This is a genomic window from Roseicyclus marinus (assembly GCF_036322625.1).
Taxonomy (GTDB): domain Bacteria; phylum Pseudomonadota; class Alphaproteobacteria; order Rhodobacterales; family Rhodobacteraceae; genus Roseicyclus; species Roseicyclus marinus_A.
The window spans coordinates 2,713,366-2,739,387 of sequence record NZ_AP027266.1 but is presented as its reverse complement, the minus strand read 5'-3'; the positions used below and the strand labels follow the sequence as shown (position 1 = coordinate 2,739,387).

At 63.9% G+C, this 26,022-nt stretch carries 33 protein-coding genes and 1 pseudogene; 21 read left to right on the top strand and 13 right to left on the bottom strand.

Translation table 11 applies throughout. The features are described from left to right. The first annotated feature begins 5 nt into the window (after positions 1–5). The 3 genes from AABA51_RS13170 to AABA51_RS13160 are packed head-to-tail and all read left to right on the top strand — an operon-like array spanning position 6 to position 2,171. The gene (locus tag AABA51_RS13170; protein WP_338272384.1) at positions 6–806 is read left to right on the top strand and encodes an amino acid ABC transporter permease; all 801 of its coding nucleotides are present in this window, start codon (positions 6–8) and stop codon (positions 804–806) included. Next, a complete protein-coding gene (locus AABA51_RS13165) occupies positions 793–1,437 on the top strand; it encodes a glutathione S-transferase family protein (RefSeq protein ID WP_338272383.1) in 645 nt (214 codons plus the stop codon). Before AABA51_RS13170 ends, AABA51_RS13165 begins: the two co-directional genes overlap by 14 nt. Beyond that, positions 1,434–2,171 carry a creatininase family protein gene (locus AABA51_RS13160; protein ID WP_338272382.1) on the top strand — a complete coding sequence of 246 codons (738 nt, stop codon included), beginning with the start codon at positions 1,434–1,436 and terminating at the stop codon, positions 2,169–2,171. Before AABA51_RS13165 ends, AABA51_RS13160 begins: the two co-directional genes overlap by 4 nt. Before the next feature lie 9 nt (positions 2,172–2,180). Here AABA51_RS13160 and AABA51_RS13155 read toward each other — a convergent pair whose 3' ends face one another. Together AABA51_RS13155 and AABA51_RS13150 are read right to left on the bottom strand one after the other, a co-directional pair. Beyond that, complete coding sequence (locus AABA51_RS13155) at positions 2,181–3,218, bottom strand: aromatic ring-hydroxylating dioxygenase subunit alpha (protein ID WP_338272381.1); 1,038 nt, start codon at positions 3,216–3,218, stop codon at positions 2,181–2,183. A gap of 96 nt (positions 3,219–3,314) precedes the next feature. Beyond that, positions 3,315–4,253, bottom strand: a complete 939-nt coding sequence (locus AABA51_RS13150; protein ID WP_338276598.1) for a LysR substrate-binding domain-containing protein — start codon at positions 4,251–4,253, stop codon at positions 3,315–3,317. A gap of 103 nt (positions 4,254–4,356) precedes the next feature. Between AABA51_RS13150 and AABA51_RS13145 the strand changes: the two genes are divergently transcribed. Both AABA51_RS13145 and AABA51_RS13140 read left to right on the top strand, forming a co-directional pair. Further along, on the top strand, positions 4,357–5,436 hold the full coding sequence (locus tag AABA51_RS13145; protein WP_338272380.1) for a hypothetical protein: 1,080 nt from the start codon (positions 4,357–4,359) through the stop codon (positions 5,434–5,436). An 11-nt stretch (positions 5,437–5,447) separates the two neighbouring features. Next, a complete protein-coding gene (locus tag AABA51_RS13140; RefSeq protein WP_338276596.1) occupies positions 5,448–5,927 on the top strand; it encodes a Rieske 2Fe-2S domain-containing protein in 480 nt (159 codons plus the stop codon). Here AABA51_RS13140 and AABA51_RS13135 read toward each other — a convergent pair. Genes AABA51_RS13135 through AABA51_RS13115 form a run of 5 tightly spaced genes read right to left on the bottom strand, consistent with a single transcriptional unit; the run spans position 5,809 to position 10,934 of the window. Further along, positions 5,809–6,306: a sarcosine oxidase subunit gamma family protein gene (locus AABA51_RS13135; protein WP_338272379.1), complete on the bottom strand. Its 498-nt coding sequence runs from the start codon at positions 6,304–6,306 to the stop codon at positions 5,809–5,811. The two genes, AABA51_RS13140 and AABA51_RS13135, sit on opposite strands and share 119 nt — an antisense overlap. Positions 6,307–6,308: 2 nt before the next feature. After that, complete coding sequence (locus AABA51_RS13130; RefSeq protein WP_338272378.1) at positions 6,309–9,224, bottom strand: sarcosine oxidase subunit alpha family protein; 2,916 nt, start codon at positions 9,222–9,224, stop codon at positions 6,309–6,311. Further along, a complete protein-coding gene (locus tag AABA51_RS13125; protein ID WP_338272377.1) occupies positions 9,214–9,471 on the bottom strand; it encodes a sarcosine oxidase subunit delta in 258 nt (85 codons plus the stop codon). Before AABA51_RS13125 ends, AABA51_RS13130 begins: the two co-directional genes overlap by 11 nt. 15 nt (positions 9,472–9,486) lie before the next feature. After that, a complete protein-coding gene (locus AABA51_RS13120) occupies positions 9,487–10,737 on the bottom strand; it encodes an FAD-dependent oxidoreductase (RefSeq protein WP_338272376.1) in 1,251 nt (416 codons plus the stop codon). Between the two features lie 8 nt (positions 10,738–10,745). Continuing rightward, positions 10,746–10,934 carry a hypothetical protein gene (locus AABA51_RS13115; RefSeq protein ID WP_338272375.1) on the bottom strand — a complete coding sequence of 63 codons (189 nt, stop codon included), beginning with the start codon at positions 10,932–10,934 and terminating at the stop codon, positions 10,746–10,748. 192 nt (positions 10,935–11,126) lie between these two features. Here AABA51_RS13115 and AABA51_RS13110 point away from each other — a divergent pair, with 192 nt between their 5' ends. Then, positions 11,127–11,705, top strand: a complete 579-nt coding sequence (locus tag AABA51_RS13110; RefSeq protein WP_338272374.1) for a carboxymuconolactone decarboxylase family protein — start codon at positions 11,127–11,129, stop codon at positions 11,703–11,705. 8 nt (positions 11,706–11,713) lie between these two features. Continuing rightward, positions 11,714–12,304: a helix-turn-helix domain-containing protein gene (locus AABA51_RS13105; protein ID WP_338272373.1), complete on the top strand. Its 591-nt coding sequence runs from the start codon at positions 11,714–11,716 to the stop codon at positions 12,302–12,304. Positions 12,305–12,338: 34 nt separating this feature from the next. On the opposite strand, the gene AABA51_RS17150 is transcribed toward AABA51_RS13105, so the two are convergent. Together AABA51_RS17150 and AABA51_RS13095 are read right to left on the bottom strand one after the other, a co-directional pair. Continuing rightward, positions 12,339–12,761 (bottom strand): type II toxin-antitoxin system RelE family toxin, encoded by a 423-nt coding sequence (locus tag AABA51_RS17150; protein ID WP_425328813.1) that lies wholly within the window; start codon positions 12,759–12,761, stop codon positions 12,339–12,341. After that, positions 12,751–12,996, bottom strand: a complete 246-nt coding sequence (locus tag AABA51_RS13095; protein ID WP_338272372.1) for a type II toxin-antitoxin system Phd/YefM family antitoxin — start codon at positions 12,994–12,996, stop codon at positions 12,751–12,753. The genes AABA51_RS17150 and AABA51_RS13095 overlap by 11 nt, the downstream gene beginning before the upstream one ends. 92 nt (positions 12,997–13,088) lie before the next feature. Between AABA51_RS13095 and AABA51_RS13090 the strand changes: the two genes are divergently transcribed. From AABA51_RS13090 to AABA51_RS13035, 12 genes are all read left to right on the top strand, one after another. After that, on the top strand, positions 13,089–13,400 hold the full coding sequence (locus tag AABA51_RS13090; RefSeq protein ID WP_338272371.1) for a phage holin family protein: 312 nt from the start codon (positions 13,089–13,091) through the stop codon (positions 13,398–13,400). Positions 13,401–13,487: 87 nt separating this feature from the next. Then, positions 13,488–14,420, top strand: a complete 933-nt coding sequence (locus AABA51_RS13085; RefSeq protein ID WP_338272370.1) for a TIGR02594 family protein — start codon at positions 13,488–13,490, stop codon at positions 14,418–14,420. After that, positions 14,417–14,674 carry a hypothetical protein gene (locus AABA51_RS13080; RefSeq protein WP_338272369.1) on the top strand — a complete coding sequence of 86 codons (258 nt, stop codon included), beginning with the start codon at positions 14,417–14,419 and terminating at the stop codon, positions 14,672–14,674. Before AABA51_RS13085 ends, AABA51_RS13080 begins: the two co-directional genes overlap by 4 nt. A gap of 132 nt (positions 14,675–14,806) precedes the next feature. Then, entirely contained in the window at positions 14,807–15,169 is a 363-nt protein-coding gene (locus AABA51_RS13075; RefSeq protein ID WP_338276594.1) for a hypothetical protein, read from the top strand. 3 nt (positions 15,170–15,172) lie between these two features. Continuing rightward, entirely contained in the window at positions 15,173–15,400 is a 228-nt protein-coding gene (locus AABA51_RS13070; RefSeq protein WP_338272368.1) for a hypothetical protein, read from the top strand. Next, positions 15,400–16,644 carry a head decoration protein gene (locus tag AABA51_RS13065; RefSeq protein WP_338272367.1) on the top strand — a complete coding sequence of 415 codons (1,245 nt, stop codon included), beginning with the start codon at positions 15,400–15,402 and terminating at the stop codon, positions 16,642–16,644. Before AABA51_RS13070 ends, AABA51_RS13065 begins: the two co-directional genes overlap by 1 nt. Before the next feature lie 2 nt (positions 16,645–16,646). After that, positions 16,647–17,240: a tail fiber domain-containing protein gene (locus tag AABA51_RS13060; protein WP_338272366.1), complete on the top strand. Its 594-nt coding sequence runs from the start codon at positions 16,647–16,649 to the stop codon at positions 17,238–17,240. After that, positions 17,237–18,139: a hypothetical protein gene (locus tag AABA51_RS13055; RefSeq protein WP_338272365.1), complete on the top strand. Its 903-nt coding sequence runs from the start codon at positions 17,237–17,239 to the stop codon at positions 18,137–18,139. Before AABA51_RS13060 ends, AABA51_RS13055 begins: the two co-directional genes overlap by 4 nt. Further along, the gene (locus AABA51_RS13050; RefSeq protein ID WP_338272364.1) at positions 18,139–18,879 is read left to right on the top strand and encodes a hypothetical protein; all 741 of its coding nucleotides are present in this window, start codon (positions 18,139–18,141) and stop codon (positions 18,877–18,879) included. The genes AABA51_RS13055 and AABA51_RS13050 overlap by 1 nt, the downstream gene beginning before the upstream one ends. Further along, entirely contained in the window at positions 18,869–19,162 is a 294-nt protein-coding gene (locus AABA51_RS13045) for a hypothetical protein (RefSeq protein ID WP_338272362.1), read from the top strand. Before AABA51_RS13050 ends, AABA51_RS13045 begins: the two co-directional genes overlap by 11 nt. Then, complete coding sequence (locus AABA51_RS13040; RefSeq protein WP_338272360.1) at positions 19,138–19,797, top strand: hypothetical protein; 660 nt, start codon at positions 19,138–19,140, stop codon at positions 19,795–19,797. The genes AABA51_RS13045 and AABA51_RS13040 overlap by 25 nt, the downstream gene beginning before the upstream one ends. Next, positions 19,797–21,053 (top strand): radical SAM/SPASM domain-containing protein, encoded by a 1,257-nt coding sequence (locus AABA51_RS13035; RefSeq protein WP_338272358.1) that lies wholly within the window; start codon positions 19,797–19,799, stop codon positions 21,051–21,053. Before AABA51_RS13040 ends, AABA51_RS13035 begins: the two co-directional genes overlap by 1 nt. Before the next feature lie 28 nt (positions 21,054–21,081). On the opposite strand, the gene drmC is transcribed toward AABA51_RS13035, so the two are convergent. Both drmC and AABA51_RS13025 read right to left on the bottom strand, forming a co-directional pair. After that, the gene (gene drmC, locus AABA51_RS13030; RefSeq protein WP_338272357.1) at positions 21,082–21,540 is read right to left on the bottom strand and encodes a DISARM system phospholipase D-like protein DrmC; all 459 of its coding nucleotides are present in this window, start codon (positions 21,538–21,540) and stop codon (positions 21,082–21,084) included. Between the two features lie 20 nt (positions 21,541–21,560). Continuing rightward, positions 21,561–22,687, bottom strand: a protein-coding gene (locus tag AABA51_RS13025) for an IS3 family transposase (RefSeq protein ID WP_338272356.1) whose coding sequence is annotated in 2 segments (ribosomal slippage) — positions 21,561–22,423 and positions 22,423–22,687 — 1,128 coding nt in all. Because the reading frame shifts where the segments join, the coding sequence is not laid out codon by codon here. Between the two features lie 218 nt (positions 22,688–22,905). Between AABA51_RS13025 and AABA51_RS13020 the strand changes: the two are divergent. After that, a pseudogene (locus AABA51_RS13020) lies at positions 22,906–24,093 on the top strand (LssY C-terminal domain-containing protein). 113 nt (positions 24,094–24,206) lie between these two features. After that, positions 24,207–24,935 (top strand): hypothetical protein, encoded by a 729-nt coding sequence (locus AABA51_RS13015; RefSeq protein WP_338276592.1) that lies wholly within the window; start codon positions 24,207–24,209, stop codon positions 24,933–24,935. A gap of 48 nt (positions 24,936–24,983) precedes the next feature. On the opposite strand, the gene AABA51_RS13010 is transcribed toward AABA51_RS13015, so the two are convergent. Together AABA51_RS13010 and AABA51_RS13005 are read right to left on the bottom strand one after the other, a co-directional pair. After that, positions 24,984–25,454 (bottom strand): DUF411 domain-containing protein, encoded by a 471-nt coding sequence (locus AABA51_RS13010; protein WP_338272355.1) that lies wholly within the window; start codon positions 25,452–25,454, stop codon positions 24,984–24,986. 18 nt (positions 25,455–25,472) lie between these two features. After that, complete coding sequence (locus AABA51_RS13005) at positions 25,473–26,012, bottom strand: SCO family protein (protein WP_338272354.1); 540 nt, start codon at positions 26,010–26,012, stop codon at positions 25,473–25,475. Positions 26,013–26,022 lie beyond the last annotated feature (10 nt).

The following is a 26,022-nucleotide window of genomic DNA, read 5'->3' as shown; positions in this document are numbered from 1 at the left end:
CTGGCATGAGCAAGGCTCGTCCCGGGGTCCGGGCGTATCTGCGGCTGCCGGCGCTTCTGGCGCTGGCGGTCCTTTCGTTGTCGGGTTGCGCTATGGGCGGATCGGGCAGCGGCTATACCTTTGCCTGGTACATCCTGTCGCCCTCCGACGCGCGCGGGCAGGCCAACCTGTCCTTCCTGCTGCAAGGGTTCTGGGCCACCGTGTCGATCTCGACACTGGCGATGCTCATCTCTCTCGTGATTGGGCTTGCCGTCGCGCTGATGGGCATTGCAAAGCGGCGCTGGCTGTTTCTGGCAAGCCGGGTCTATGTGGAATTCTTCCGTTCTATCCCGCTTCTCGTGATGATCCTGTGGGTCTATTACGGGTTGCCCGCGCTGACCGGGGTTCAATTCGGCGTCTTTGTCACCGGGCTCATCTGCCTTGCGATTTCCGATAGCGCCTTCACCTCCGAGATCTTTCGCGCCGGCCTGCAATCGATCAAGGTCGGGCAGTCCGAGGCCGCGCGCAGCCTTGGGCTGAAACCGTTCCAGACGATGCGGTTGGTGATCCTGCCGCAGGTGGTGCGCGCCGTGCTTCCTGCCCTTGGCAACCAGTATGTCTATGTTCTCAAGATGTCGTCGCTGGTCTCGGTGATCGGGTTCCAGGAACTAACCCGACGCGCCAATGAACTTACACTCTCGGAGTTTCGGCCTCTCGAGATCTACACTTTCCTCGTGCTCGAATACCTTGCGCTGATCCTGCTGGTGTCCTGGGGGGTGCGGGTGATGGAGCGGCGCATGGGAACGGGTGTTCATGGCCGCAACTGAGATGGTCCTCTACGCCACGCCGATCAGCGTCTATTGCTGCAAGCTGCGGCTGGCTCTGGCCCTCAAGGGGCTGCACCTTCCCGAGATCGCGCCGCCGGGCGGCTATGGCAGTGCCGCCTATCGCGCGATCGTGCCCCAGGGCACGATCCCGGCGCTGGTGCAGGACGGCTTCATTCTGGCCGAGACCGATGCCATCGTCGAATATCTCGACGAGATCGGCGCAGGCCAGCCGCTGATGCCGCAAGACCCGAGGGAGCGCGCCCGAAGCCGTGCGCTCTCGCGCTTCATCGACATGCGGCTTGAGCCCTCGGTGCGGGCGCTGTTTCCGCTGGTGGGCGCAGAGCATCGCGTGCCCGACCCGCTCCGGGCGGCGCTGTTGCGGCAACTGGAGACGCTGGAGCGACTGGCTGATGACGGTCCTTACCTTGCTGGGCAGCATCCCGGCATTGCCGATTGCGGTCTTTGGGCCGTCGCGGTCGTTCTGGAAGCGCTTGACGGGGCGTTGGCCCTTGGCCTGCCGCGCCCCTCCGTGGCGGGGGCGGGTGAGGGGCTGTCGGCCTGCGCACCGTTGATAGCGGAGTATCGCGCTCAGATGGCCGCTTGGGTCGCCTCGAAAGCGGGGAACGCATGAGGCTGGACCTGATGGGATGGGAAGAGGTGGCGCGCTACCTTGCCCATCGGAGCGACGCGGTGCTGCCCACGGGATCCATGGAACAACATGGCCCGATCGGGTTGATCGGGACCGATGCGCTTTGCGCCGCCGCCGTGGCCGAGGCCGCGGCAGAGCGGGCCGGGGCCGTCGTGCTGCCGCCCGTGGCCTATACGCCCGCACCCTTCAACATGGGGTTTCCCGGCACCATCTCGGTGTCGGAGGCGACCTTCACGGCCCTCGTGTCTGACATCATCGTGGCGTTAGCCACGCATGGCTTCCGGCGACTTTACGTTCTGAATGGCCATGGTGCCAATCTTGCGCCGCTGCGCGCGCTTGCGATCAGCGCGCCGCTGGAGCTGCGCATCAGATCCTGGTGGGAGTATCCGGGCGTGAATGCGCACCGTCTTGCGCTTTACGGCGACTGGGAGGGAATGCACGCCACCCCTTCGGAAATCGCAATGACCCAGGCGCTGCACCGCCGTATCGAGCGCGCGCCGCTCCCCGCGCCCAGGGCGCTGGATGCGGCCTGGCGGGCCGCGCATGCGGGCGACCGGCACGGACCGCCGGACCAGCACCGGGCAGAGTTTCCCTGTGGCCGCGTGGGCTCATGGTCGGAACTGGCCCGCCCCGAGCATGGCACCGAACTGTTCGCACTGGCGACCGAAGAGGCCGCCGCCGACATGCGTGATTTCGCCGGCCTGCCCCCCGCCTGAGACGCGCTGTTATTCGGCGGCCTGCGCCGTCGCCTCGGCCGCGATGGCGCGGTCGAGCATGTGCCGGAAACTCTTTGCGCCCGCGTCAAGCCCCAGGTCGATATGGGGCGTGGTGGCGTGTTTCATGCCCTCATGCACCTTTTCCAGAACCTCGCGATCCTCGGTGAAGGCCATGCGCGCGCCATCATTCATGTAGGTCGAGATCGCCTTGTCGTCGGCATGATCGTTGCGGTGCTGGAACCAGAAATACCGCGTCCGGTCGGCGTCGATCGGGGTCATGAAATTATACGAGATGTTGATGAATGTCTCCGCCACGGGTGCGGCACCGTAGCCGCCGGTGCCCTCGGGCGTGTAGACCGATTTGTTCACGCCGATGGCGGGCAGGCACATCTCGTAATGCTGCAAGCGGTCGCAGGCACCGTCGAAGCGTACCAGCTTTGCGTAATAGGGCGAGGGCGGTTTTCCCGTGATCCAGCGCGAGACCACAACGCCACTGTCATGGCGTTCAAGGTTCAGCGGCTCGTCATCGGTGCCCGCGCCTGCAAAGGAGGTCACATGCACCCAAGCTACGTGGCTGGGGTCGAGCAGGTTGTCACAGACCCAGAGGTAATTGCACGCGATATCCATCACCCCGCCATCGGTCTTGCCCCAGCTCGGATCGTCGAAATTCGGGATCTCGAAGATCTTGTCGGGATCGGCCAGCGCCGGGTCGCCCATCCAGATCCACAGAAAGCGGTGACGGTCCGCCACCGGGTAGGATTTCACCGCAGCGCGGCGCGGGATCGCGCTGGCCTGCGTTGGGGCGGCGACACAGGTTCCCGTGCTATCGAAGGTCAGCCCGTGATAGCCGCATTCCACCGTCTCGCCCTTGAGTTTGCCGCAGGAGAGCGGCAGCTTGCGATGCGGGCAGGCATCCTCGAGCGCGACGGGGGTGCCGTCCTGCTTGCGGTAAAGCACCACGTTTTCGCCAAGGAAAGTCTCGGCTTTCAGGGTCCGGCCGATGTCCGAGCTCCAGGCGGCGACATACCAGCAGTTCTTCAGATACATGGTAAGGGGTTCCCTTGCTGACCTCAATTGGTGGGCATCCTGCCGCAAAGCGGATCGCCATGCCAGTGGCCCGACATAATGCTGTTATTAGCCATGCTAATTTTTGAGGAGGGCCGGTTCGGGCAGGGGCGGCTCGGCCAGAACCTCGGCGCGGATCCAGGCGCTGAAATCCTGCACCTTCGCGCTCTCGGTGCGGTCATGGCGCACCACCAGCCAGTAGGACAGGGGCGATTGCGTGATCTCGGCAAAGGGGCGCACGAGCCGCACGTCGCGCAGCGCGTCGATCACCAGCGGCTTGCGTCCCAAGGCCACGCCCAACCCCTGGATCGCGGCCTGAACCACGAGGTTGGATTGCCCGAACCGCCGTGATTTCAGTGGTTTGGGCAGGCTCAGGCCACAGTTGCGCGCCCAGAACTCCCATGTCGGCGCCGCAGTGCCGAAGCTTTCATTCTCGTCATGCAGCAGCGTGTGCAGGGCCAGATCGTCCAGCACGTTCAAGCCCGGCGGCCCCTCCAGCAGTGACGGCGCGCAGACCGGGGTCAGGGTTTCATGCATCAGGTGCTCCACATGGAAACCCGGATAGTCGCCCAGGCCGTAGCGGATGCCGATATCGGCATCGGCGGCCGAGAACGGATGTTGCCCGGTGTCGGTGACGATGGACACTGCCAGATGCGGATGGTTGGTGTCGAAATTCAGCAGCCGTGGAAACAGCCATGTAAACGCAAATCCGGGCAGGCAACTGATGACGATGGTATTCTCGGACCGGGTGCGGTCGCGCAACTGCGCGCAGACATCCGAGATCCGGCCCAGCCCGTCGGACACCGCGCGCGCAAGCTGCTCGCCCTCGCGCGTGGGCTGCGACCGACGTGCGCCCCGGATCAGCAGATCCTGGCCCAGCCATTCCTCAAGCGCCTTCACATGCTGGCTGATCGCGCTCTGGCTGACGCCTAGCTCCATCGCCGCCGCCGAAAATCCCGACAGTCGCACGACCGCCTCGAAGGCGCGCAGGGCGGAAAAGGGCAGGTTGATGATCATATAAGTCACGCTAATGCAATGGATTAGGGAAATCAAATAGGATCGCGGCCCGTGGCGCATCTAGGCTTGTTGGCGTGATCTCCCGCGCATGGAGCCTGCCGCGATGTCCGCCATGTCACCGCAAGAGGGCGCGCTGAACCTGCTTCGCAATTGCGCCGGCGCAAAGCCCGGCGACAGCTTGCTGATCGCCTACGAGCCGCCCGAGCACGGCTATTTCGACGCCGAGGTGGTCGATGTCGTCGCGCGTGCCGCGCAGGTCTGCGGGTTGTCGGTCGAGACGGTCGACGTGGGGTTCAATCCCGATGATCCGGTCCTGACGCCGCATCTGCTGGAGCGCATGGCGGCGGCGGATATCATCCTGTTCCTCGCGCGGCTGGGCGATCAGCTCAGGTTCTCGCAGATGCCCAGTGAAAAGACGATCGTGGTCAGTTACGCCTTGTCGCGCGCCGCCTTCGGCTCGGGCTTTGCCAATGCCCATCACGGGGCGTTTCTTGCGATCAAGGCTGCCGTCAACGCCGCCCTCGCGCGCGCCCGCAGCCTGCGCGTCACCTGTCCGCTGGGCACCGATATCGAAGGCCACCCCGAGATGGACCTGACGTCCGGCGGCGATACCACGGTGCTGCGCTTTCCGATGTCGGTCTTCACGCCGGTCCCCGCGCATAGCTTTTCGGGGCGGGTGGCCATCCGCTTTCTTACCGGCACCGGGTCGCGCTACTATCAGGATTATTCACCGGAATTTGCCGCCCCTGTCCATGCGTTGATGCAGAACGGACGCCTGACCGGGTTCGAGGGCGCGCCCCCGGATGTCGCCCGCGCCAATGCGCAATATGACCGGGTGGCGGCGCTCTTCGGCATAGACCGCGATGTCGTGCATTCATGGCACGCGGGCATCCACCCGGGCTGTGGCTATCCATGGGACATGCGCGAGAACTGGGAGCGCTGGGGTGGGGCGGCCTTTGGCAATCCGCGCATCCTGCATTTCCACACCTGCGGCGCCTATGCACCGGGCGAGATCAGCTGGAACGTGATCGATCCCACGATCGAGGTGGACGGCGTGCCGCTCTGGGAGGCGGGTCGCCTGCATACCGAACGGCTGCCGGGGGGGCAGGCGATCCTCGATCATTATCCTTGCGCGGCGGCGCTGTTCGCGGCCCCCGATCGCGATATCGGCCTGCCGAAATAGCAGTGACCGCGATGGGCTTGCCAGCCCTGCCCGTTGCCGCTTATCGTCGACGTGACGGGGGCAGGCATGAGGCGGCCCCATGGTACGGAGCACTCCCGTCTCCGGCGCCGTATCTGCCTGCGGTGGCGCCCGTGATATGGCCCCGGCACCGGCAAACTTATGGACCACCCGACATGCCGCGGCTCTGCAATCACGGGAGTGCATATCTCTGCGACGGGTATTTCGACGGCCATGTGATCGAATGCCCGCTGCATCAGGGCGCTTTCGATGTGGCCGATGGGCACCCCGTGGCCGCGCCCGCCATCCGGCGCATGCAGGTCTTCGAGCTGCGCGTGCAGGACGGCATGGTACAGCTCCGGATCCAAAGCTGGTTTAGGCTATGGCCTGTGCAAGGTAGTCGGCGCAGAGCGCGCCATAGCTTTGCTCGACGGCCAGATCGAACCCGTCCGCGCAGCGCGTCACCAGCGCCTTCAGTCCGAAGGCTTCCGTGAAACAGGCTGCCTGCGCGCCGAAGCGCGCGGGGTGCAGGTCGAGCGGGCAGGCGATGGCCATGATCTCGCCCACCTCCGGCCCGGTGAGGCGGAAGAAGGCCAACGTGTCCGAGACCCGGACGATGGAGATATCTGCCGGCGCCTCGGCCGGGCGCAGGCGGGTCTCGAGTGCGGCCTCTTCGGACAGAGGGGCGCGCAGAAGCCAGTGATCGGGGCCGATCCACATCAGGCTCAGGCCCCCTTCATCCACCCGTGTATTCGGCTGGTCTGGAAAGGCGGGCAGATCGGGGCCCGTCCAGCGGCGCAGCGAGGCCACTGGTCCCTTCAGGTCGAACAGCGCCTGCGTGTCGAGCCGCGTGGTGGTCACGTCATAGGGCATGGTCAGGACCTCAGCCTTTCGCCATCGGGATCGTAGTGGCAGGGCCGCGTGATGCGCACCGCGATCACCTTGTCGCCCTTCAGGCGCACATGCGCCATCTCGCCGTGGCGGGCATGGCCATTGTCCAGCAGCGCAAGGCCGACCCAGCGATCCTGTGCCACGCTCTTGACGCAAGCGGTGACGAAGCCTTCGCTCGCTTGTCGGTGCCCGCCCGGTGTCAGAGGTGCCCCCTCGGGGATCTGGACATCGGGCTCGGGGATGATGCCGACCAGTTCGTGCCGCATCTTGCCAGCGGCGCGCCGGATCTCGACCGCGCGCTTGCCGATGTAATCGGGCTTCTTGCGCGACATGGCCCAGCCCATGCCAAGGTCATAAGGATCGACGGTGCCATCGACCTCGTGCCCCAGCGACAGAAAGCCCTTTTCGACCCGCAGCACATGGTTGGCCTCGGATCCGACGGGCAGGATGCCATGGGGCGCACCGGCTGCCATGATCCGGTCCCAGAGCGCGGGCAGGTGCCGCGGCGCGACATTGATCTCGAAGGAGAGTTCGCCGGTGAAACTGACCCGCACGATGCGGGCGGGGAGCCCGGCGACCCTGCCGTCGCGCAGGCTCATGAAGGGGAAGGCTTCGGGCGAAAGGTCGACATCGGTGCCAAGGTCGGCCAGAACCTCGCGTGCCTTCGGGCCGCAGAGCGTGGCATTGGCCCATTGTGCCGTGACCGGCGTGACAAAGACCGACCAGTCCCGCAAGTCGGTTTGTAGCAACATCTCCATATGGCGATGGACCGCATCGGCGTTGCCGGTCGAGCTCGAGACGATCCAGCGCTGCGCATCGAGGCGGAAACAGACCCCGTCATCAAAGATCAGCCCGTCATCGCTCAGCATCAGACCATAGCGCCCAGTGCCCTGCGCGAGCGTCGACATCACCGTGGTGTAGATGTGATCGAGAAACCGGGCCGCGTCGCGCCCCTTGATCTCGAACGTGCCCAGCGGCGAGCCGTCATAGACGCCGACGCCCTCGCGCACCGCGCGGGCTTCGCGGTCAATGGCATCCTGCATCGCCTCTCCGGGGCGGGGGAAATAGCCTGGCCTGCGCCAACGGGCACCGGCCTCGTACATGACCGCGCCCTGCGCGATGTTCCACGCCGTAAGAGGCGTGTGGCGATAGGGCAGGGCAAGTGGACCGTCGCGCAAGCCCCCGACAGCGCCGAACGAGACCGGCGTGTAGGGCGCGCGAAAGGTCGTGGTGCCGACCGCCTGCATTGGTACGCCCTGCGCCAGCGCCACGGTGCCGGTGATGTTGATATTGCCGGTCTTGCCCTGGTCCAGCCCCATGCCGCCCGTGGTGTAGCGCTTGACATGCTCGACCGTGGCGTAGCCTTCGCGCAGCGCCAGATGCACATCCTCGACGGTCACGTCGTTCTGCAGGTCGAGAAAGCATTTGCCCCTTGCGCTCTCGACGCGCCAGAGCGGCGTAACGGCATAGGCAAGATCCGGGGCCGCGGGCGTGTCGGGCGGTGTCACGCCAGCGACGCTGGCGCCTGCCGCCGCGCCCGAGGCGAGTGCCGCCTCAAGCTCCATCGCGCCTGCCGCAGCGCCCGCCGCGCAGGTCGACTGCGCCGCATCGCCGGGCAGGAAGCTGGCCAGCCTGTCGTCGTACCGCAGCGTTCCGCGCGATTGCGAGAACAGATGCACCGCCGGGTTCCACCCGCCCGAAACCGCCAGCAGGTCGCAGTCCAGCCGCTCGGCTTCGCCGCCTGCGCGCGGGGCCACCGTCACCGCGCGCAGGCTGCGGCCGCCATGGGCGGTGGTCACGACATACCCGACCCGGATCGGCAGGCCCGGCACCGCCGCCCGCGCCTCGGCGGGCACATCGCTGCGGCTGTCGATGATCGCCGCCACCTCGATCCCGGCAGCGGCCAGATCGGCGGCGACGGTATAGGCGGAAGTGTTGTTGGCAAAGATCACGGCCCGTCTGCCCGGCGCCACGCCATAACGATTGACATAGCTCTGCACGGCCGAGGCCAGCATCACCCCCGGCCGGTCGTTGTTGCCGAAGACGAGCCCGCGTTCGATGGCGCCCGTGGCGGTGATGACATGGCCCGCCCGCACCCGCCATGTGCGTTCCAGCAGCCCCGTGCGATCGGGCGCACGCTCGGTCACCATCAGGTAATCATGCTCGCGATAGGCCCAGACGGTTGCACGGCGCAGGAGCGTGACATTGCCCATCGCCTCCAGCTCGGCAACCGTCGCCGCGACCCAGTCCAATGCGGGTCTGCCCCCGATCGACAGCCGCCGCGACAACAGCGCGCCGCCGGGTTCCACGCCCTCGTCGGCGATCATCACCCGCAGACCGGCCCGCCCCGCAACAAGGGCCGCCATCAGACCGGCCGGCCCCGCACCTGCGATCAGCAGATCGGCATGGGCGAACCGGGTCTCGTAGCGTCCGCCCGCCGGCGGCGATTTGGGTGCCGCCGCAAGCCCGGCCGCCTTGCGGATCGAGGGTTCGTAGAGGTGCCAGTTCGGCCATTTGAAGGTCTTGTAATAGAACCCAGCCGGGATGAACCGCGCTGCCAGCTGCGCCACCGCCCCCAGATCGACGCCGGGCGAGGGCCAGCAATTGACCGAGCGTGCCGCCAGCCCCTCGCGCAGCTCTACGGTCGTGGCGGGCCGATTGCCCGAGGCGTCTTCGCCCAGCAGTTCGACCAGCGTCGACGGCTCCTCCACGCCCGCGCCCACGATCCCGCGTGGGCGGTGGTACTTGAAGCTGCGCGCAGTCAACCGAACACCGTTGGCCAGAAGCGCCGAGGCCAGCGTGTCGCCGGCAAACCCGGTAAAGGCGCGTCCGTTGAAGGTGAAACGCAGCGGGCGGGTCCGATCGATCCGTCCGCCTCTGGACAGCCGGTTACCCTGCATCTTGCGGCCCTCCCACGATGGCATGGGTGCGGGTGTCACGCCACAGCGTCAGCCAGCTGCCGCAGCCTCGCAGATGGCACCAGCGTTCCTCCACCGGGCCCAGCGGGTTGGGCACCTCGGTCAACCAGGCCACCCATTCCGCATCCGTGGTTCTGGCGGGATCGGGGCGGGGCGGGCGGACAGGGCCGCCATAGGTGAATTCGCTTTCGGTGCGGGGGCCGCAAAACGGGCAGGGGATCAGCATCATGGCGGCGCGTCCTGTCTAACGGGCGGTGGTGGTGCCGGATTCCATGACGTAATCCAGATGCCGGAACCGCTTGATCGAGAATGGTGCCATCAGCGGGTGAGGCCGACCTGTCGCCACCAGATGCGCCAGCGTCAGCCCACCCGCCGGGATCGCCTTGTAGCCGCCCCACCAGCCCGCGGTGACAAACAGCCCCGGTACATCGGTTTCATCCTGGATCGGCGAGGCGTCATGCGCGATGTCCAGATGCCCGCCCCATTGCCGCAACATCTTGAGCCCCTTGAAGGCCGGAAAAAGCGACAGCATCGCAGAGACCGTGTCCTCGAACACGGTCTGCTTGATGTCGCGCCGGAAACTCTGACCGGGATCGGGGGCGCCCCCGATCACCAGCTCGCCCTTGTCCGACTGGCTCAGGTAAAAGCCCGCATCGGGGCAATTCACGATCACGTCGATCAGCGGCTGCACTGGTTCGGACACGAAGGCGGTCAGGTTCATGGTGCGCAGCGGCAGTTTCAGCCCCACGGTTTCCGTCAGCGTCGTGGTATGGCCCGACACGGCCACCGCCACCTTTGGCGCGCGGATCACGCCGCGCGGTGTCACCACGCCCGCGATCCGCCCGTCCGGGCCGCGCATCAGCTGGGTGACTGGCGTCTGCTGGTGGATTTCGCCGCCCATCGCGTTGATCGCGCGGGCATAGGCCCAGGCCACCGCGTCATGGCGGTTCACTGCCGCCTCGGGGTGGACAAAGCCGCCAAGGATCGGCAGCCGCGCCTCGGCCCCGCCGCCGGTCAGCGCTGGAATGCGCCGACGCAACTCTGCCGTCGTGATCTGTTCATAGGTCGATCCGTGCAGGTCCATGATATGCTGGCGCCTGCGCCGATCGCGCATCATGCCCCAGGTCTGGATCACATCGATCATGCCGCGGCGCGAATGCATCGTGTTGAAATTCAGCTCGCGGGTCATCTGCTCGTAGAGTGTGACCGATTTGACGTAGAACGGGATCGAGGCGTCGCGCATGTAGTTCGAGCGGATCGTCACCGTGTTTCGCGCGATATTGCCGCCGCCAAGCCAGCCGCTTTCCAGCACCGCGATATCGGTGATGCCATGCTCCTTGGCGAGGTAATAGGCCGTGGCCAGACCATGCCCGCCCGCGCCGATCACGATGACCTCATAGCGCTCGCGCAGGGGCAGGCTACGCCATGCGGGTGCCCAGGTCGTGTGCCGGTTCAGACCGTGACGCAGCAGGGACAGAAGGGAATAGCGTTGCATGGCTGGCGTTATGCTTTCGGGTCGGGCTGCCGCATAGGGCAGGACATGTCCGAGATGGTGACGTTGACAGTGCCTGTCGGCAGCGCCGTGACGATCCCGTCCGAGGCTGTTGTCAGGAATTCGACTTCGACGCTCATGCTCCCGGCCATCTGGCCGCCGACATTCAGCTCCAAGCCGATCGGCGCGGCCTGTGTCATGCGCACTGACCGAAGCCTTCGGGTGGCCGTGACGGACCTATCCTGAATGACATGACGTCGCCCCCGATCGCGTTGCGCACTGTTGAATAAGGTTGCGCAAGGTGCAATTCATCGTCAATGAAAATCTGTGCGGCGCGGCAGGGCGCAAGCGTCGCACATGGCTTGGACAACGGCATGCGGGAGGGAGCGATCATGTCTGCATGGATCAAGATGCTGTCGGATGAAGAGGCCGACGAGACGCTGAAGGCTGCGCTCGATTTCGCGCGCACGCCGCATGGTACGGTCGACAACGTCATGCGGGTGCATTCGCTGCGGCCCAGCACGATGAACGGCCATGTCGTGCTCTATCGCGCCTGCCTGCACGACCCGTCCAACACCGTGCCGATGTGGTTTCAGGAGGTCATCAGTTCCTACGTGTCCACGCTGAACGACTGCCCCTATTCCTACGCGAACCACTGGTCGAACGCGCGCCACCTGATCGGCGACGACGCCCGTGCCGATGTGATCGAGGCCGCCATACTGGCCCGCCGCCCGCAAGATGCCTTTGACGGCGCGCAACTGGCCGCGATGGTCTATGCCGAACGCCTGACCGTGACGCCGGGCCAGATCACGCGCGAAGATGTAGAGGCGTTGCGCAGCGCGGGCTGGACTGACGGCGAAATACTCGAGATCAACCAGATTGTTGGATATTTCAATTATGTCAACAGGTTGCTGAACGGTCTCGGGGTCACGACCGAGGGCGACGTGGTTGGCTACTACAAGACGGAGTGACCGCGACGGTGACCGATCCCACGCCCCCCGGCAAGCGCATCGACAAGGCCATAGGCACGGCCCTCAAGGAACTTCGGCTTCAGCGAGGGCATTCCGCGCGCTCGCTGGCCGATCTCTCCGGTGTCTCTGCAGCGATGATCAGCCGGATCGAGAACGGTCTTGTCTCGCCTTCGATCGGGACACTGGCTGCCCTGGGCGAGGCGCTGGAGGTGCCCATCGTCTCGCTGTTCCGGCAAGCCTCGACCGATCACACCGATTTCACATTTGTGCGCCATGGCGAAGGGCTGAAATCGACGCGGATCACCGAGGATCACCGCCACGACTACATCAACCTTGCGATCCACGCCCGCAAGGATCTGCGGTTTCAGGCCCGTCTGGTGACGCTTTTGCGCAGCGCCGGGCCGCCGCCCAGCTATGTCGGCCATGGCGTCGTGTTCGTGCAGGTCATCGCGGGCGAGGCGGTCTATCGCTACGGCCAGCAGACCATGACCATGCGCGCCGGTGACAGCCTGACGGTGGATGCTGAGCTGAACCATGGCTTCACCGAGGTTCTAAGCCCCGAATTTGTCTTTCTGACCGTCCAGGCCGAACCGGCCTGACCGGCGCGCTCTTCGAACCGGCTGACCCACCACGTCAACATCGTCGCGATGAACGGCGAAAGCTATCGCCTCGCGCAAAGCCGCGCGCGCAAGACCGGCGACCACACCTGATCCAAAGCCCAAACTTGGACCTGGCGGTCCAGGGCGGCCAGTCACCCGCCAGCTCCACGGTGAGCGCGGCTGACTGGCCGCCGCCCATCACACGCGTCCCGCGCAAACCAAAAGTGGCCCAATTTTGCGCCGCCCCCTGGCCCATTTTTACTCCGCCGTTGACACGATAGCCGGCGCTTCGCAGCTTGATCTTGTAGTGGGCAGGCATGCCGTGCAGGGCGTCGGCGGGAACATGGGGGCGCGCCAGCCGCTCGCGCAGCTTCTTTTTGAACTGGATCTGAAGCGTGGCCCCAAGCTTGTGCCATTCCTTCAGGGCAGAAGGCAGGAACTGCAGCTCATAGCTCATCGAGTCCGACCCGAACCGGGTCTTCATCCGCGCGACGCCGGATGATCTCGGCCAGATCCAGATCGTCGAGATGGTCCATGATCGCCTCGTAGCGCGCGGCGGGGACCATATAGGCCATGACGCGGTTGTGGTTGAGCACCGCAACGGCCTCGCCGCCTGCCTGCGCGATCACCTGGGAAGGGTTCTTTTTTAAGTCCGACACGCTGACGGCGGCCTGGGCTTCGATGCGCTGCATGGCATTCACCTGATCAGGTCTGAAAACAGGTCGATATATAGACCAAAGTCACGCAGTCGCAAGAGGCTGCGCGCACTCACGAGGAGGTGCCCATGACCGAGCCGGGCTTTCTGGAAACCTTGCACAGCATCTTCGGAGGGGCTGTCACCACGCTGATCGGGGCCTTCACGGGGCGGCTGATGTATCATTCAGGCGAGGTGAAGCTCGGGCGGCGGCGCTTCTTCGGCAAGGAGCTTTTGTGGGAAATCCCCGTCGCCGTCGGCATGGCGCTCATTGGTGATGCTGCGGCGAGTTACATGGGCCTCACCCAACCCGTGAGCACAGGATTTGTGGCAACACTGGCCTATCTCGGACCGCGGGGCGCCGAGGCCGTTCTGACGGCCTGGCTTTGCCGCAGGAAATAAGCCGCTGATCGACGCGGACTTCTTCACCACCACCACCTGGCGCCGTCCCTTTTGGGGCGGCGTTTTGCTTTTGCAGGGGAGAGCAGCATGACGCCCTGTGAGATTGCCCGAGGGTATATCGGCACGACCGAGGGCCCGGGCCCCGAGAACAATCCGGTCATCATGGAGATGTATGCCTCGGTGGGGCATGACTGGGTCGAGCATGATAGCGTGGCCTGGTGCGCGGCCTTTGTCGGGCATTGCCTCGAGCGGGCGGGGATCCGCTCGACCCGGCAATTGACTGCACGCTCCTATCTCGATTGGGGCGTGCCGGTGGAGATCGCGGAGGCGCAGCCTGGCGATATCGGGATCATCCCGCGCGGGACTTCGAGCTGGCAGGGCCATGTGTTCTTCATCGACCGAATTGAGGGTCAATGGGTCTGGGGCCTCGGCGGCAACCAAGACGACGCCGTCAATGTGAAGCGCTATCCGGTCGCAAAGCTTCTCGGGGTGCGCCGTGCAGGCAATGTCGCGCCGAGCGTGATGCTGTCCGTCGAGGCGGTGCAAAGACGTCTGAAGGACCTCGGCTATCACGAGGTGGGTCAAATCGATGGAAAGATCGGGCCGCGCACCCGCGCTGCCATTCTGGCCTTCCGGCATGACAACGACCTTGCCCTCGTGCCGATCATCGATGTGGCGCTGACCGACGCCCTGACCACGGCGCGCCCGAGGTCGGTGGCGATCGACCGCGCGACGGGCAGTCCTGAGGGCTCGCGTATCTTGGCGGCGTCAAACGCCCAGATAGCGCTTGGGGCCGCAGGTTATGCTGGCATCGCTATCAGCGATGTCGCACCGCTCGTTGGACAGGCCGAGGAAGGACGTGATCTGGCAACGCGCCTCTTGGATCTTTTGGGATTGGGAAGCCATGCCCCGGTCGTCATGCCACTCCTTGGGGCAGCAATCTTCCTTGCGGTCATCGTGCTGGCCTGGAAAGCCCGCGCAGCCCGGATCGAGGACCACCGGACGGGGCGGACGCCATGATCGCCATCGTCAGACGGCTCGCCTCGGCCTTTGGCCAGCGCGTTGCGCTGTGGGCCGCCCTCATTCTGATCCTGGGCTCTGCCCTGCGCATTGCCAAACGCAAGGGGCGCCATGCAGCCGAGGCAGAGTTTGCCATTCGTGCAGCCGAGGCCCGCATCCGCGGGCTGCGCATATCCCGAGAGGTTCACCATGAGATTGAAGCTTTGCCTGCGGCTGAGCGTAATCGCCGTCTTGACCGCTGGATGCGCGACTGATCCCGGCGTGATCTCCGGCTGCGACTGGGCAGAGCCGATCCGGCCGTCGCGGGCTGACCAGTTAAGCGAGGGCACGGCACGGCAGATACTGGCCCACAATGAGACCGGCGCGCAGCTTTGCGGGTGGCAACCATGAGCAGTGTCCAAGTCCAAGAAGGTCCGGTCATCCTGATCGGCTACGAATATCGGCTGCAGTTGCAGGCCGAGGCTGATCTCTTCCCCGAGGAGGCCAGCTTTGTGGGCCAAGTGCGCAGCGCGATCACCGCCGCGACCGTGGTGGCAGAACTCTCCACTGCGGCGGGCAGCGTGCTGCGCGTGGACGTGCGCACGCTGGAAATTGTTCTGGCGCCGGCGGTGACCGCCAGCCTCGCGCCCGGTGGCGTCGTCCTCGATTTGGTCCGCACCGATCTCGAACCAGACCGGCACCTCGGCTTCGTGCTGGAAATTCCGGTGGCCCTGCCGGTGACAAGGTTCGCTGTTTCCGGGGGGCTCTGAGCCATGGCGACAGCGCTGGACCTGCGATCGTTCACGGGGCCGATCCGCATCTCTGTGACCTCGGAAGCACCGATCGCGCTGCGCCTTGCCACAGGGCCTATCGGGATCCGAATTCTCGGCCAGCCGGGACCGCAGGGATCAACCGGCCCGCAAGGCGACAAGGGTGATCAGGGCGCGCCCGGCATCACCATTCTTCCGACCGACGCTCCCATCAACGGAGGTTTCTTCTGATGGCCAATACGATCCAACTCAAACGCCGCGTCTCGGGCGTGGCAGGCGCGCCTGCTGCGCTCAAATCTGGCGAGATTGCCCATAATGAGGTCGATGACACGCTCTATGTCGGCAAGGGCGATGACGGGGCGGGTAATGCGACTTCAATTGTTCCGGTGGCTGGCAGCGGCGGCTTTCTCGCACTGGTGGGAACGCAGACCGTGGGCGGGTCCAAGACCTTCTCTCTCGTCCCCAAATCCGCCCAGGACGCCAGTGCCGCGACCGATCTCGTACGCAAGTCGCAACTGGATGCCGGCCTTGCCGCGAAAGCGGCACTCAGCCACAGCCACGCCATTGCTGACGTCACCGGCCTGCAAGGCGCGCTTGATGCCAAGCTCGGCGCGACGGCGAACGCGGTCTCGGCAAGCAAGCTTGCAACTGCCCGAACCATCGCGCTAGCGGGCGATCTCTCCGGATCCGTCAGCTTTGACGGCTCCGCGAATGTCACGATCACCGCCGCTGTGGCCGATGACAGCCATGCCCATGTCATTGCAAACGTGGACGGGCTGCAGGCCGCGCTTGATGTAAAGGCACCGCTGGCCTCGCCTGCGCTTAACGGCACGCCAACCGCGCCGACCGCGCTGTCGGGGACGAACACCACGCAGGTGGCGACGACCGCCTTCGTTCAGCAGGCCATTGTCGACTTCGGCCCCGGTGACATGTTGGCCGCAACCTATGACACAGATGCGGACGGCAAGGTCGATGCGGCAGAGGTGGCGGATGCAGCACCCTGGGCAGGGATTACCGGCAAGCCCACCAGCTTTCCGCCCTCGACCCACAGCCATGCGATCTCGCAGGTCACCGGCCTGCAGACCGCGATCGATGCCAAGGCGGCACTGGCCTCGCCCGCCCTGACCGGAACACCGACGGCGCCCACGGCCCTTGCAGGCACCAACACGACCCAGATCGCGACGACCGCCTTCGTGGCCGCCGCCATTGGCGCGTTGATCGATGCCGCACCCGGCGCGATGGACACGCTGAATGAGTTGGCGGCGGCCCTCGGGGACGATCCGAACTTCGCCACCACGGTCACAAACGCGCTGGCGGGCAAGCTCTCCGCCGCTTCGAACCTCTCGGATCTGCCGAACAAGGCCACGGCGCGCACCAACCTTGGGCTTGGCTCACTCGCTACGCAAGCCGCGAACAGCGTCGCGATCACCGGCGGGTCGATCGACGGGATCGCGCTCGACGGGGGCACGTTCTGACCATGCCGAACACGCTTCTCGTCAAGCGCACGACAGTAGCAGGCCGCGTGCCCACCACGGCGCAGCTGGCTGCCGGGGAACTCGCCGTCAATGTCACCGACGGCAAGCTCTACCTCAAGAAGGCTACGGGCGGAGTCGAAAGCATCGTCGATGTCACGTCGGCCGCGCTCACCGACGCCCAGATCTTCGCCAAGGTGACTGCGCAGGATGGCGCGGGGTCCGGCCTTGATGCCGATCTGCTTGATGGAGCGCATGCAAGCGCCTTCGCGCTTCTGTCAGGGGCGACCTTCACCGGCACGGTGACCGCGCCGAACTTCGTCTCATCCTCGGACGCGCGGCTGAAATCCGACATCGCGCCCATCGCGGATGCGCTGACCAAAGTGCAAGCGCTGACCGGCGTCACCTTCACCATGGCGGGCAGTGATGCGCGGCAGATGGGCCTCATCGCGCAGCAAGTGCAGGCCGTCGCGCCAGAAGCCGTGGTTGAGGCCGAAGGCATGCTGCGCCTCGCTTACGGCAATCTCGTGGGCCTCCTCATCGAGGCCATCAAGGACCTTGCCCAAGAGGTCGATCAGCTGAAAGGGGGCGTCCCATGATCGCGACCGGACTTTATGCCATCACCAATTGTGGAGTGCCGCGCCATTACGCGGTCGATGTCAAACCAGACTATGTCTCGATTGCTGTCTTCGAGTTCGCAAACCCTGGTACGGCAACTGGCATGGGCGGGGTCATGCTCTGGGCCGATCTTCTGCCGCATCTCGAGGCGCGGCCTGCCTTTGGCAATCAAGCGGGCTTTGTGGATCTGGCCCACAACGAATGTTTTGTCCCGGACCTCCCTGACGCGCCGATGGGGGCTATCTACAAGGGCCGATCTGGTCTCTTTGCAACCGGCATGCGGGGTCATGATGAAATCGTCGATCACGCGCTGATCGACATGGCTGTCGGCGCTGACGGAAGGCCGCTCTCCTGGCGGAACCGCTTTGCCCGATCCGCCCGCGAAAAAATTGACACCTCGTTCCGGTACCGGGCACTCGAAGGCATCTCGAACGCGCTGGTGGTCTTTCTGCCTGTGGTGGTGCCCTTCGATCAGGCCCGGATCGAGGTCCTGTGTCAGATCCCGCCGATCTTGCTGAACGGCACAGTGCAAGCAGGCACGGTCGACGATGCGACCATCCCAAAGGACGGGCTCTGGTACAAGCAGTTCTACTTCCACGCCCAGGGCCTAGAGGCTGCCACCGTGCCAGCCGGTGAGCGAGTGGATGTGCCTATCGCGCTCAGGTGGAACGCGGATGGTTCAGCCTTTGCCCATGCCATCGCGCTGAAACTGGAAAGCGACGCGGGCTATCTGCCGAAACGCCGTCTGATCACTGCCGCTGATGGCACGGGCTGCTTTGCCATCGAGGCGCTGGGGCTTTCCGTGGGCGACCGCATCGCCGTGAAGCTCAACACCGAGCATTACACCGCGATCGGCAAAATCGTGCTGGAGGTCACCTGATGGAAATTCAGACCACGAGTGAATTCCAGCTGATCTATCCAAGCTTTGTCCTGCACAAACATTGGCAGATGCCCGATGGCTTCAATGACCGCCTCCACGCGCTGGCGGCCGAGGATGCCGAAGATAATCGCATCCGGGAGGCGGGCGACGGCCGCAATGTCGGCGATCAGACCAACCATCTTGGGCATCTGCGGCACAACTTCCTGATTGACCGGCGGGACCCGGCCATTGCGGTGCTGGCGCAGATGGTGGCGGCAGCCGTGCGGGAATACCTGCAACTGGCCTATGGCTACGACCACACCGGCGAGATCGCCATGATGTCAGACACCTTCTGGCAGCGCCGTGCCGCGCGGGAAAACGTCGGGATCAACGCGCATACCCATATCCAGACCGACATCGTCTGCACCTATTACCCGCGGGTGGTGTTGAACGCCGATTGCCCCGAGACTTCGCTCCATCGCGGGGCGGTGCGGTTTTACGATCCGGCCAATGTCGGCAAGCGGCTGTGGCCCTGCAACAACCCGGAGGCCTATGTCGGCGGCTGGTATGCGGTCGAGCCTCGGACGGGCTCCATGCTCGTCTTCGAGGGGCATGTGCCGCATGACAGCACCTATTTCGATGGCGAGGAACGGATGTGTATTCCGGTCCTGTGCTCCCTCGATCTCCCCAATTCCCACTGCAAGGCCGGTCTCTCCGAGATCCTGGCCCATCAGGCGCAAGGAGGCAGCCATGGCCTATAAGGTCGGAACAACGATCGTGATCGACGACAGCGGCTTTGTGGATTGGTCTCGTATCGCCAACAAGCCAGCGATTGGCACCGGTGACATCACCGCCGTCACTGTCGCTAACGGCACTCCCTCAACGGGATCGCCTTTTACAGCCGTCAGCGGCAGCGGAGGCGGCAACTGCAATTGCACAGCCAATTGTTATGTCGCCAGCCTCTCGGGAGGTGGAACCACAGGGGCAGTTTCCGTTACGGCAAACCGTGCTTACTTCAATTGCAACTGCGCCTGCCGGTGCTGACGATGGAAGTGCAGCAGACAAACCTTGCGCTCTGGCCCACCCATGTAAGTTTTTTTGAGGCTCCGGTGGACTGGGAGGTCAATCGCCAGCTCGCGGATGAGGCCATGGCAGCGGTTGGCGGAGATGGCGGCGCTAGTCCGCTCAGCGCTGCCAAACGCCGGGTGCGTGGCATTCTCGAGCGGAGCGAAGCTGGTCAGGCGCTGAAGGCCCATCTCTTTGCCTGCGCGCGTGCCGTCCTCGGCCCCTGGGCTCGATATCTCGACTCCGATCATTGCGAAAACCGTGCCCTCGTCATTGAGCCTGGTGGCTTCATCTCAACCCACAAGGACAGCCGCGAGGGCGAGCTGACCTGCGTCCACTTCCTGACCGGCAGTGGGGCGGGCCAGCCGGTGAACAGTGTTGGCACCCCGCGCTTCGTGATCGAGGATCCGTCGCGGTACTTCGATGAGGGGCGACTGCCCCATGAGAGCCGTCACGGCTATTCAGTCAACCCGCGGCCGGGACTCTCGGTCTTCTTCCCCTCTCATATTCCTCACAACCAGCACCCCTACGAGGGGAGCACGCCCCATGTGCAGGTCGTCGCGAACTTCCGCGTCACCCTGCCCACCGCAATCGAAGAAAGGCTGTTCGACTGATGTGGTTCGATCTGACGCTGGAAGCGCGTGACGGCTGCCGCCATCACGTGCGCTACAACCCGCACACCTCCGAATGCGAGGGGCTGCCGCTGCCGGTAGAACCGGGAATCTTCGCGCCAGTGCCGCGCGTGGCCAAAGACAAGCCCCTCGGAAAATCTCGCGCACCCCGCGTTTTGAAAATCCAGCTTGGGCTCTCCTGCAACTATTCCTGCAGCTACTGCAGTCAGGCCTTCCAGATCGCCGATGCCACGGTCTCGAAGCTGGCCGATGTCGAGCACTTCCTGACCCAGCTCGACAGTTGGATCACCGACGCCCCGGAAAAGATCGAGCTCTGGGGCGGTGAACCCTTCCTTTACTGGGCCAAGATCAAGCGCCTGATCCCGGCGCTGGCAGAGCGCTTCCCGGCAGCGCGCTTCTCGATCGTCACGAACGGTTCGCTCCTCTCCTGCGAAAAGTTGGATTTCATCGCCGAACACGACATTGAAATCACGATCTCACATGACGGGCCCGGTCAGCATCTGCGCGGGCCGGATCCGTTCGACGATCCTGCCAAGAGCCACTGGATCCAAACCCTGCTGGCCGATCGCCCCGAAAAGACCGGTTTTAACGCGGTTCTGACGCGCCAGCATCACGACCTTCGGGCGCTCAAGGCCTGGTTCGCCGAAAAGGTCGGGCCGGACATCTTCGTCGGGCTCGAGGGCGTGGTGAATGTCTATGACGCAGCGACCGCAATCGGGACAGGGCGGTTCGAACCCGCGGAACTGAATAGCCTGACGCGGTCCATCTTCGAGGCGCTGGCGGAGGACCCGAATGCCTTCGGCCTTGGGGAGCGCATCAACGAGTTCTATTCCTCGATCCAGCGTCGGCGGCCGATCGAGGCCCTGGGCCAGAAATGCGGAATGGACAGCCCGGACGCCATCGCTGTTGATCTGCGCGGGAACGTCATGACCTGCCAGAATACCGGGGCCAAGGGGGCGCACAAGATCGGCCACGTCGCCGACTTCGACGCCATCGCGCTCGACACCGCAACGCATTTTGCCTTCCGAGATGAATGCATGTCATGCCCCGTCGTTCAGCTCTGCAAAGGGTCCTGCATGTTCCTCGAGGGGGAGTTCTTCAAGCAGAGCTGCGCCAACGAGTTTGCCTTCAATATGGGGATCATGATGGCGGCAGTCTGGCATTTGACGGGGATGGTGGTGGTGAGTTGCCACTCAGGGCCTCTTCCACACGCGGCTTCTCCAAGGGAAAGGCTGTGACATCATCCGCTTGCGGTTTTTTACGCTTCTACGAGCCAACCGCAGAAATTACATTCAGTTCAATAAGTCCCTTTAAGTGCTTCTTAAGGTCAATCGGCACGTGTCCACCCGAAACTAGCAGGCCAGCCTCTAAGTTTTTTTCCATTGCATGACCTGTGAAGTTCGCGCTACTGATAAATGCCATTTTATCATCAGCTAATGCGATCTTCGCATGGACCTTCCCGCCATGGTGCTCAGTGCTTTTTTCCAACCAGCGATAAATTTTCGCATTTGGAACGGCCCTGAGAAGTTCTCTGGATTGGTCATGGTCCAATGTGCCGCCATCTGCTTTGGAAGCCTCTAACAAGACCTGAATAGTTATGCCGCGTTGGTGAGCTTTTTTGAGTTCCTCAATGATCCGCTGCCAATCTCCTGCAACAAAACTTACCAAGAAAAGTTCATTTTTTGCCTGGGTGATCACATCCAATAGGACTTGGTCTGCCCCCATCGAGTGGTCCGGTGTGAATGTTAGTGCATGGTCGGCCTCTGGTCTATTGGGACGATGCTTTCGGGTGCTGGTGGCCGGTATCCCAGAGCGCTGTGCGGTCTGACTGTGTTGTAGTGGCGCCGCCATCTCTCGATCAGGATCTGGGCCTCTCGCAGCGTATAGAAGACCTCGCCGTTCAAAAGCTCGTCCCGGAAGCGGGCATTGAAGCTTTCGCAATAGCCGTTCTCCCATGGAGATCCTGGTGCGATGAAGGCCGTCTTGGCGCCTACCGCGCCAATCCAGGTGCGCACCTTCTTGGCGATAAATTCCGCGCCATTGTCGGACCTTATAAACGCGGGTGGGCCGCGCAAGATGAACAAGTCAGTCAGAGCGTCGAGCACGTCGGTTGAATTGAGCTTGCGTTTGACGCGGATGACAAGGGCCTCCTTCGTGAACTCATCGATGATATTGAGGGTGCGGAAGGTCCGCCCGTCGTGGGTTCGATCCTGGACGAAGTCATAGGACCAAACGTGGTTTGGGCGTTCTGGCCGGAGCCGGACGCACGACCCATCATTCAGCCAGAGCCGTCCCTTCTTGGGTTGTTTTTGCGGGACTTTCAGCCCCTCCTGCCGCCAGATCCGTTCGACCCTCTTATGGTTCACATGCCAGCCGCTGTTGTTCAGCATCCCGGTGATCATGCGATATCCATAGCGCCCGAACTCTCGCGCCAGCTCAATGATGTCATCGGTCAGTTGCTCTTCGTCCGGCAGGCCACAGGGAACCTTGCGCTGCGTGGAACGATGCTGCCCGAGGGTGCGGCAAGCCCGGCGCTCAGACACGCCAAGGGCCTGCCGCACATGATCTATGCACTGACGACGGCGGGAAGGGCTCAGAAGTTTCCCCGGGCGGCCTCGGTCAGGATCATCTTGTCCAGCGTCAAGTCCGACACGGCACGCCTGAGCCGTGTATTCTCGATCTCCAACTCCTTCAGCCGCTTCAACTGATCACGGCTCATGCCACCATATTCTTTGCGCCATCGATAATAGGTCTGCTGCGTTACGCCGATCTGCCGAACAGCATCAGCGATCGAGTTGCCCTGTCCTTGCAGAACTTCAACCTGCCGCAGCTTCAGCACGATCTCTTCCGGTTTGTCTCGCTTTCCAGCCATCTCTTGGTCCTCCTGAAATCGGGATAAGACTATCCCACTTGGTGGACCACTTCAGTGGGGGCACTCCAGCCGCCCGAGTGTCGCTCCAAACTTTCTGGGGGCTGCCAGCGACGTTGCTCGCGCTCACATTCCTTTATTTTCTTGGCCTCTATGCCGAACTGGCATTGGAGCTCGTCGGCCGCGGACCGATCGTCGAGGCGGATACCCGTCTGGCCAATATGCTCTACGGGTTCCGTGATGACACGTTGATCCGGTTCTTCAGCATCGTGACTGGAGTGGGCCAATGGCGCGCTATCGTGGTCATGGCGCTCGCCGCGACCGCGATGATGTGGGTCTGGGATCGACGGGCGTATATTCCCGCCCTCTGGCTTGTGCTCGCGGGAAACCAGATCACCGTCACGGTGCTCAAGCTGGTGTTTGCCCGCGCCAGATCGAACTTCGCGGTCTATTCGGAGAGCAGCTATTCTTTCCCCAGCGGACACAGTGCGGCCATTGCGGCATTCTGCATCTTCGTGACTTACGTTCTTGTCCGCGAACGTATCGGGCGCGACATTCTCTGGGTGCTGGTTTGCGCCAGTCTCGTGTTCCTGGTGGGACTGAGCCGCCTATATCTCGACGAACACTTCCTGAGCGACGTCCTGAACGGTTATGTCGTCGGTGTGCTCTGGGCGATTACAGGCATGTTCGCCGCCGAACATTGGGGTCGCGCCAGCCGCCATAAAATCGAAACGTCCCCCAAAAGAACTCGGTTGCGTTGGATTAGCGCATGTATAGTGGCGGTCTCTGCAGCAGCCGTATGGCTGGTCGTGGTGGACTACCCCGAGACCCTGCGGCTGGTGGCGCCCAGGGCGGAGGTCCAGCTTAACTCATCCGTCGAACAGGCCCTGCAGGACGGCGTGCTTCCGGCCCGCACCGAAAGCATCATCGGCACCCCCCAGGAACCTGTCAGCATCATTCTCTTCGCGTCAGATGACGCGGCCCTTCTGGACATCGTGACCGCAGCTGGGTGGCAAGTGGCGGACCGGCCCACGCTTCGGACGATTTCTCGGGCTGCGGTAGCGGCATGGCTGGACCGGTCCTATGACACGGCTCCGATCACACCGATCTTTTGGAATGGCTGGCCACAGGATTTTGGATTTGAACGATCTGTTCCGGCCGAAGGTCTTCGCCAGCGCCATCACGCCCGCTTCTGGCGAGTGCCGACCTAGGTCGCAGGTGGGCTGCAGGTCTATGTCGGTACCGCAAGTTTCGACGCGGGTATCAAGTGGGGCCTGACGCACCGCATCGCCCCGGACGTCGATGCCGAGCGAGACCTTCTTACAGCCGACCTTCTGCGTACCGGAAGGGTCCGGACGGCTCGGCCTTCTTCGATGCAATCAGGATCGACCGCACCAGCGGCCAGGTAGAACTGCCGCAGCCGACAATACTGCCCGGGCTCAGCGCGGCCCCCAGCGCGCCGCCCACTGGCAAGGCTGCCGTCTATGCCCGCAACCGGGCGGGGGCCCCGTGGATCGACGTGATGCGCCCGTCTGGTCGGGACTTCCCGCTCCAGCCAAATTTCGGGGTCAACCGGATCGCCAACTGGTCGCCCTCGGTCACCACCACGATCACCAGCGAAGGCTTGCCCATTACCTCGGTCGGCACCGTGTCCACCCCCACGCTGGCCGCAACGAACCTTGCCGCCAGCATGCGCCGCTGGCGGCTGACCTCGGCGGCGGTGGTGGATTCGGCGGCCGAGCAGCGTTCTGCCGGTTGGGCCTGCTGGCGCGGCAATGCGACGGGGCTTGGTGGCTGGACCTTCGTCACGCGGATTTCGCTGACAACCCTACAGGCGACTGGCATGGGGTTCTTCGGGCTTTACGGATCGACGGCTGCGCTGGTCACAACGCTGACGCTGGCCACCGCCATCAACTGCATCGGCATCGGCTTCCAGCGCGGCACCCACACCCGCTGGCAACTGGTGGCAAACGACGGCACCGGCGCGCCGACGTTGACGGACATGGGGGCGAGTTTCGCCATCGCCACCGGCGGCGTTTTGTCCCTGTTCATCGCAGCACCGCCCAATGGCAGCTCGGCCTGGGTGCGGGTGGTCGACGAGGTTTCCGGCGCAGTGTTCGAGCAGGAGATCACGACCGACCTGCCTGCCAACACCCAGTTCCTGTCGCCGCGGCTGTTCATGAACAACGGCGCAACTGCTGCGGCAGTCGCTTACGACTGCTCGGGGGTCTACGTGGAGACGGACTTCTGAAGGAAACAACGTGCATCAACCACGCAAAGGAGCGCAACTGTTCGAAACTCAAGCCGCCGGGTAGGACGTGAACACGCTAGTGGTCCCGTCGCGCGCGATGAGGAAAACGTCATAAGCCTCGCGCGCGGTTTCGTCCCCCATGCCAGGCGAGCCATAGGGCATTCCCGGAACAGCCAGGCCGATGGCATCGGGGCGGTCTTGCAGCAGTCGGCGGATATCGGCGGCTGGGACATGACCCTCGATCATGTAACCCTCGATCTTGCCGGTGTGGCACGAGATCATGCGTTGCGGAATGCCGTTGTCGAGTTTGTAGTTGATCAGCAGCATCCCGTAGAGTTCTTCCTCTGTCACCGAGAACCCTTCGGCGCGCAAGTGGTCCACCCATGCCGTGCAGCATTCGCAACCGGTGCCTTTGGCAACGTGGATCGGCGGCAACGTTTCGGCTCGCAACGGCAAGGACGCGGTGAGCGCAAGCGTCGCAGTGGACATAAGCAATGTTCGGCGATTCAGAATCGGCATTCGGGAGCTCCTTGCAGGTCAGGTCAGGATACGGCGGATTTTCGCTATCGCGAAACGGCGGTCTTCGTGGAAATCGATGATCGAGGCAAAGCGGCCGTCAGCATGATGCAGAAACACCCCCGCCGTGTGGTTCATCGTGTAGTCGCCGTCCCGCGGCAGCTTTTCGAACATGGCCCGAAAACCCGCGGCGGCTTTCTGAACTTCGGACAGTGATCCGGTCAGACCGACTATGCGCGGATCGAAGTTGGAGAGGTAGTCTGCAAGAACGGCGGGCGTGTCGCGTTCGGGATCGACCGAGATCAGCACCACATTCAGCCGGTCTGCGTCAGGGCCAAGCGCCTCTAGCCAGTCCGAGATGTCGATCAGGGTGGTCGGGCAGACGTCGGGACAGAAAGTGAAGCCGAAAAACGCCATCACTGGCCGCCCGATCCAGTCTGCGGGCGTGACGGTCGCGCCGCGATGGTTGGTCAGAGTCCAGTCCATCGCCGTCACGGGCAAGGGCAACAGCGGATCGGTCGGCGCAACGTCCCGCGTCCGCAATGCGCCAAGACCCAGCATGAAGGCCACG

Bases quoted from the DNA above. Each gene is read 5' to 3' on its own strand.
- AABA51_RS13145 (WP_338272380.1), top strand. From the start codon at position 4,357: ATGTCCGCCATGTCACCGCAAGAGGGCGCGCTGAACCTGCTTCGCAAT.
- AABA51_RS13060 (WP_338272366.1), top strand. From the start codon at position 16,647: ATGCCGAACACGCTTCTCGTCAAGCGCACGACAGTAGCAGGCCGCGTG.
- AABA51_RS13170 (WP_338272384.1), top strand. From the start codon at position 6: ATGAGCAAGGCTCGTCCCGGGGTCCGGGCGTATCTGCGGCTGCCGGCG.
- AABA51_RS13120 (WP_338272376.1), bottom strand. From the start codon at position 10,737: ATGCAACGCTATTCCCTTCTGTCCCTGCTGCGTCACGGTCTGAACCGG.
- AABA51_RS13160 (WP_338272382.1), top strand. From the start codon at position 1,434: ATGAGGCTGGACCTGATGGGATGGGAAGAGGTGGCGCGCTACCTTGCC.
- AABA51_RS13130 (WP_338272378.1), bottom strand. From the start codon at position 9,224: ATGCAGGGTAACCGGCTGTCCAGAGGCGGACGGATCGATCGGACCCGC.
- AABA51_RS13070 (WP_338272368.1), top strand. From the start codon at position 15,173: ATGGCGACAGCGCTGGACCTGCGATCGTTCACGGGGCCGATCCGCATC.
- AABA51_RS13140 (WP_338276596.1), top strand. From the start codon at position 5,448: ATGGGCTTGCCAGCCCTGCCCGTTGCCGCTTATCGTCGACGTGACGGG.
- AABA51_RS13095 (WP_338272372.1), bottom strand. From the start codon at position 12,996: ATGCAGCGCATCGAAGCCCAGGCCGCCGTCAGCGTGTCGGACTTAAAA.
- AABA51_RS13155 (WP_338272381.1), bottom strand. From the start codon at position 3,218: ATGTATCTGAAGAACTGCTGGTATGTCGCCGCCTGGAGCTCGGACATC.
- AABA51_RS13135 (WP_338272379.1), bottom strand. From the start codon at position 6,306: ATGCCCTATGACGTGACCACCACGCGGCTCGACACGCAGGCGCTGTTC.
- AABA51_RS13065 (WP_338272367.1), top strand. From the start codon at position 15,400: ATGGCCAATACGATCCAACTCAAACGCCGCGTCTCGGGCGTGGCAGGC.
- AABA51_RS13075 (WP_338276594.1), top strand. From the start codon at position 14,807: ATGAGCAGTGTCCAAGTCCAAGAAGGTCCGGTCATCCTGATCGGCTAC.
- drmC (WP_338272357.1), bottom strand. From the start codon at position 21,540: ATGGGGGCAGACCAAGTCCTATTGGATGTGATCACCCAGGCAAAAAAT.
- AABA51_RS13090 (WP_338272371.1), top strand. From the start codon at position 13,089: ATGACCGAGCCGGGCTTTCTGGAAACCTTGCACAGCATCTTCGGAGGG.
- AABA51_RS13055 (WP_338272365.1), top strand. From the start codon at position 17,237: ATGATCGCGACCGGACTTTATGCCATCACCAATTGTGGAGTGCCGCGC.
- AABA51_RS13045 (WP_338272362.1), top strand. From the start codon at position 18,869: ATGGCCTATAAGGTCGGAACAACGATCGTGATCGACGACAGCGGCTTT.
- AABA51_RS13125 (WP_338272377.1), bottom strand. From the start codon at position 9,471: ATGATGCTGATCCCCTGCCCGTTTTGCGGCCCCCGCACCGAAAGCGAA.
- AABA51_RS13050 (WP_338272364.1), top strand. From the start codon at position 18,139: ATGGAAATTCAGACCACGAGTGAATTCCAGCTGATCTATCCAAGCTTT.
- AABA51_RS13015 (WP_338276592.1), top strand. From the start codon at position 24,207: ATGCGCCCGTCTGGTCGGGACTTCCCGCTCCAGCCAAATTTCGGGGTC.
- AABA51_RS13110 (WP_338272374.1), top strand. From the start codon at position 11,127: ATGTCTGCATGGATCAAGATGCTGTCGGATGAAGAGGCCGACGAGACG.
- AABA51_RS13150 (WP_338276598.1), bottom strand. From the start codon at position 4,253: ATGATCATCAACCTGCCCTTTTCCGCCCTGCGCGCCTTCGAGGCGGTC.
- AABA51_RS17150 (WP_425328813.1), bottom strand. From the start codon at position 12,761: ATGAGCTATGAGCTGCAGTTCCTGCCTTCTGCCCTGAAGGAATGGCAC.
- AABA51_RS13165 (WP_338272383.1), top strand. From the start codon at position 793: ATGGCCGCAACTGAGATGGTCCTCTACGCCACGCCGATCAGCGTCTAT.
- AABA51_RS13115 (WP_338272375.1), bottom strand. From the start codon at position 10,934: ATGACACAGGCCGCGCCGATCGGCTTGGAGCTGAATGTCGGCGGCCAG.
- AABA51_RS13085 (WP_338272370.1), top strand. From the start codon at position 13,488: ATGACGCCCTGTGAGATTGCCCGAGGGTATATCGGCACGACCGAGGGC.
- AABA51_RS13005 (WP_338272354.1), bottom strand. From the start codon at position 26,012: ATGCTGGGTCTTGGCGCATTGCGGACGCGGGACGTTGCGCCGACCGAT.
- AABA51_RS13010 (WP_338272355.1), bottom strand. From the start codon at position 25,454: ATGCCGATTCTGAATCGCCGAACATTGCTTATGTCCACTGCGACGCTT.
- AABA51_RS13035 (WP_338272358.1), top strand. From the start codon at position 19,797: ATGTGGTTCGATCTGACGCTGGAAGCGCGTGACGGCTGCCGCCATCAC.
- AABA51_RS13080 (WP_338272369.1), top strand. From the start codon at position 14,417: ATGATCGCCATCGTCAGACGGCTCGCCTCGGCCTTTGGCCAGCGCGTT.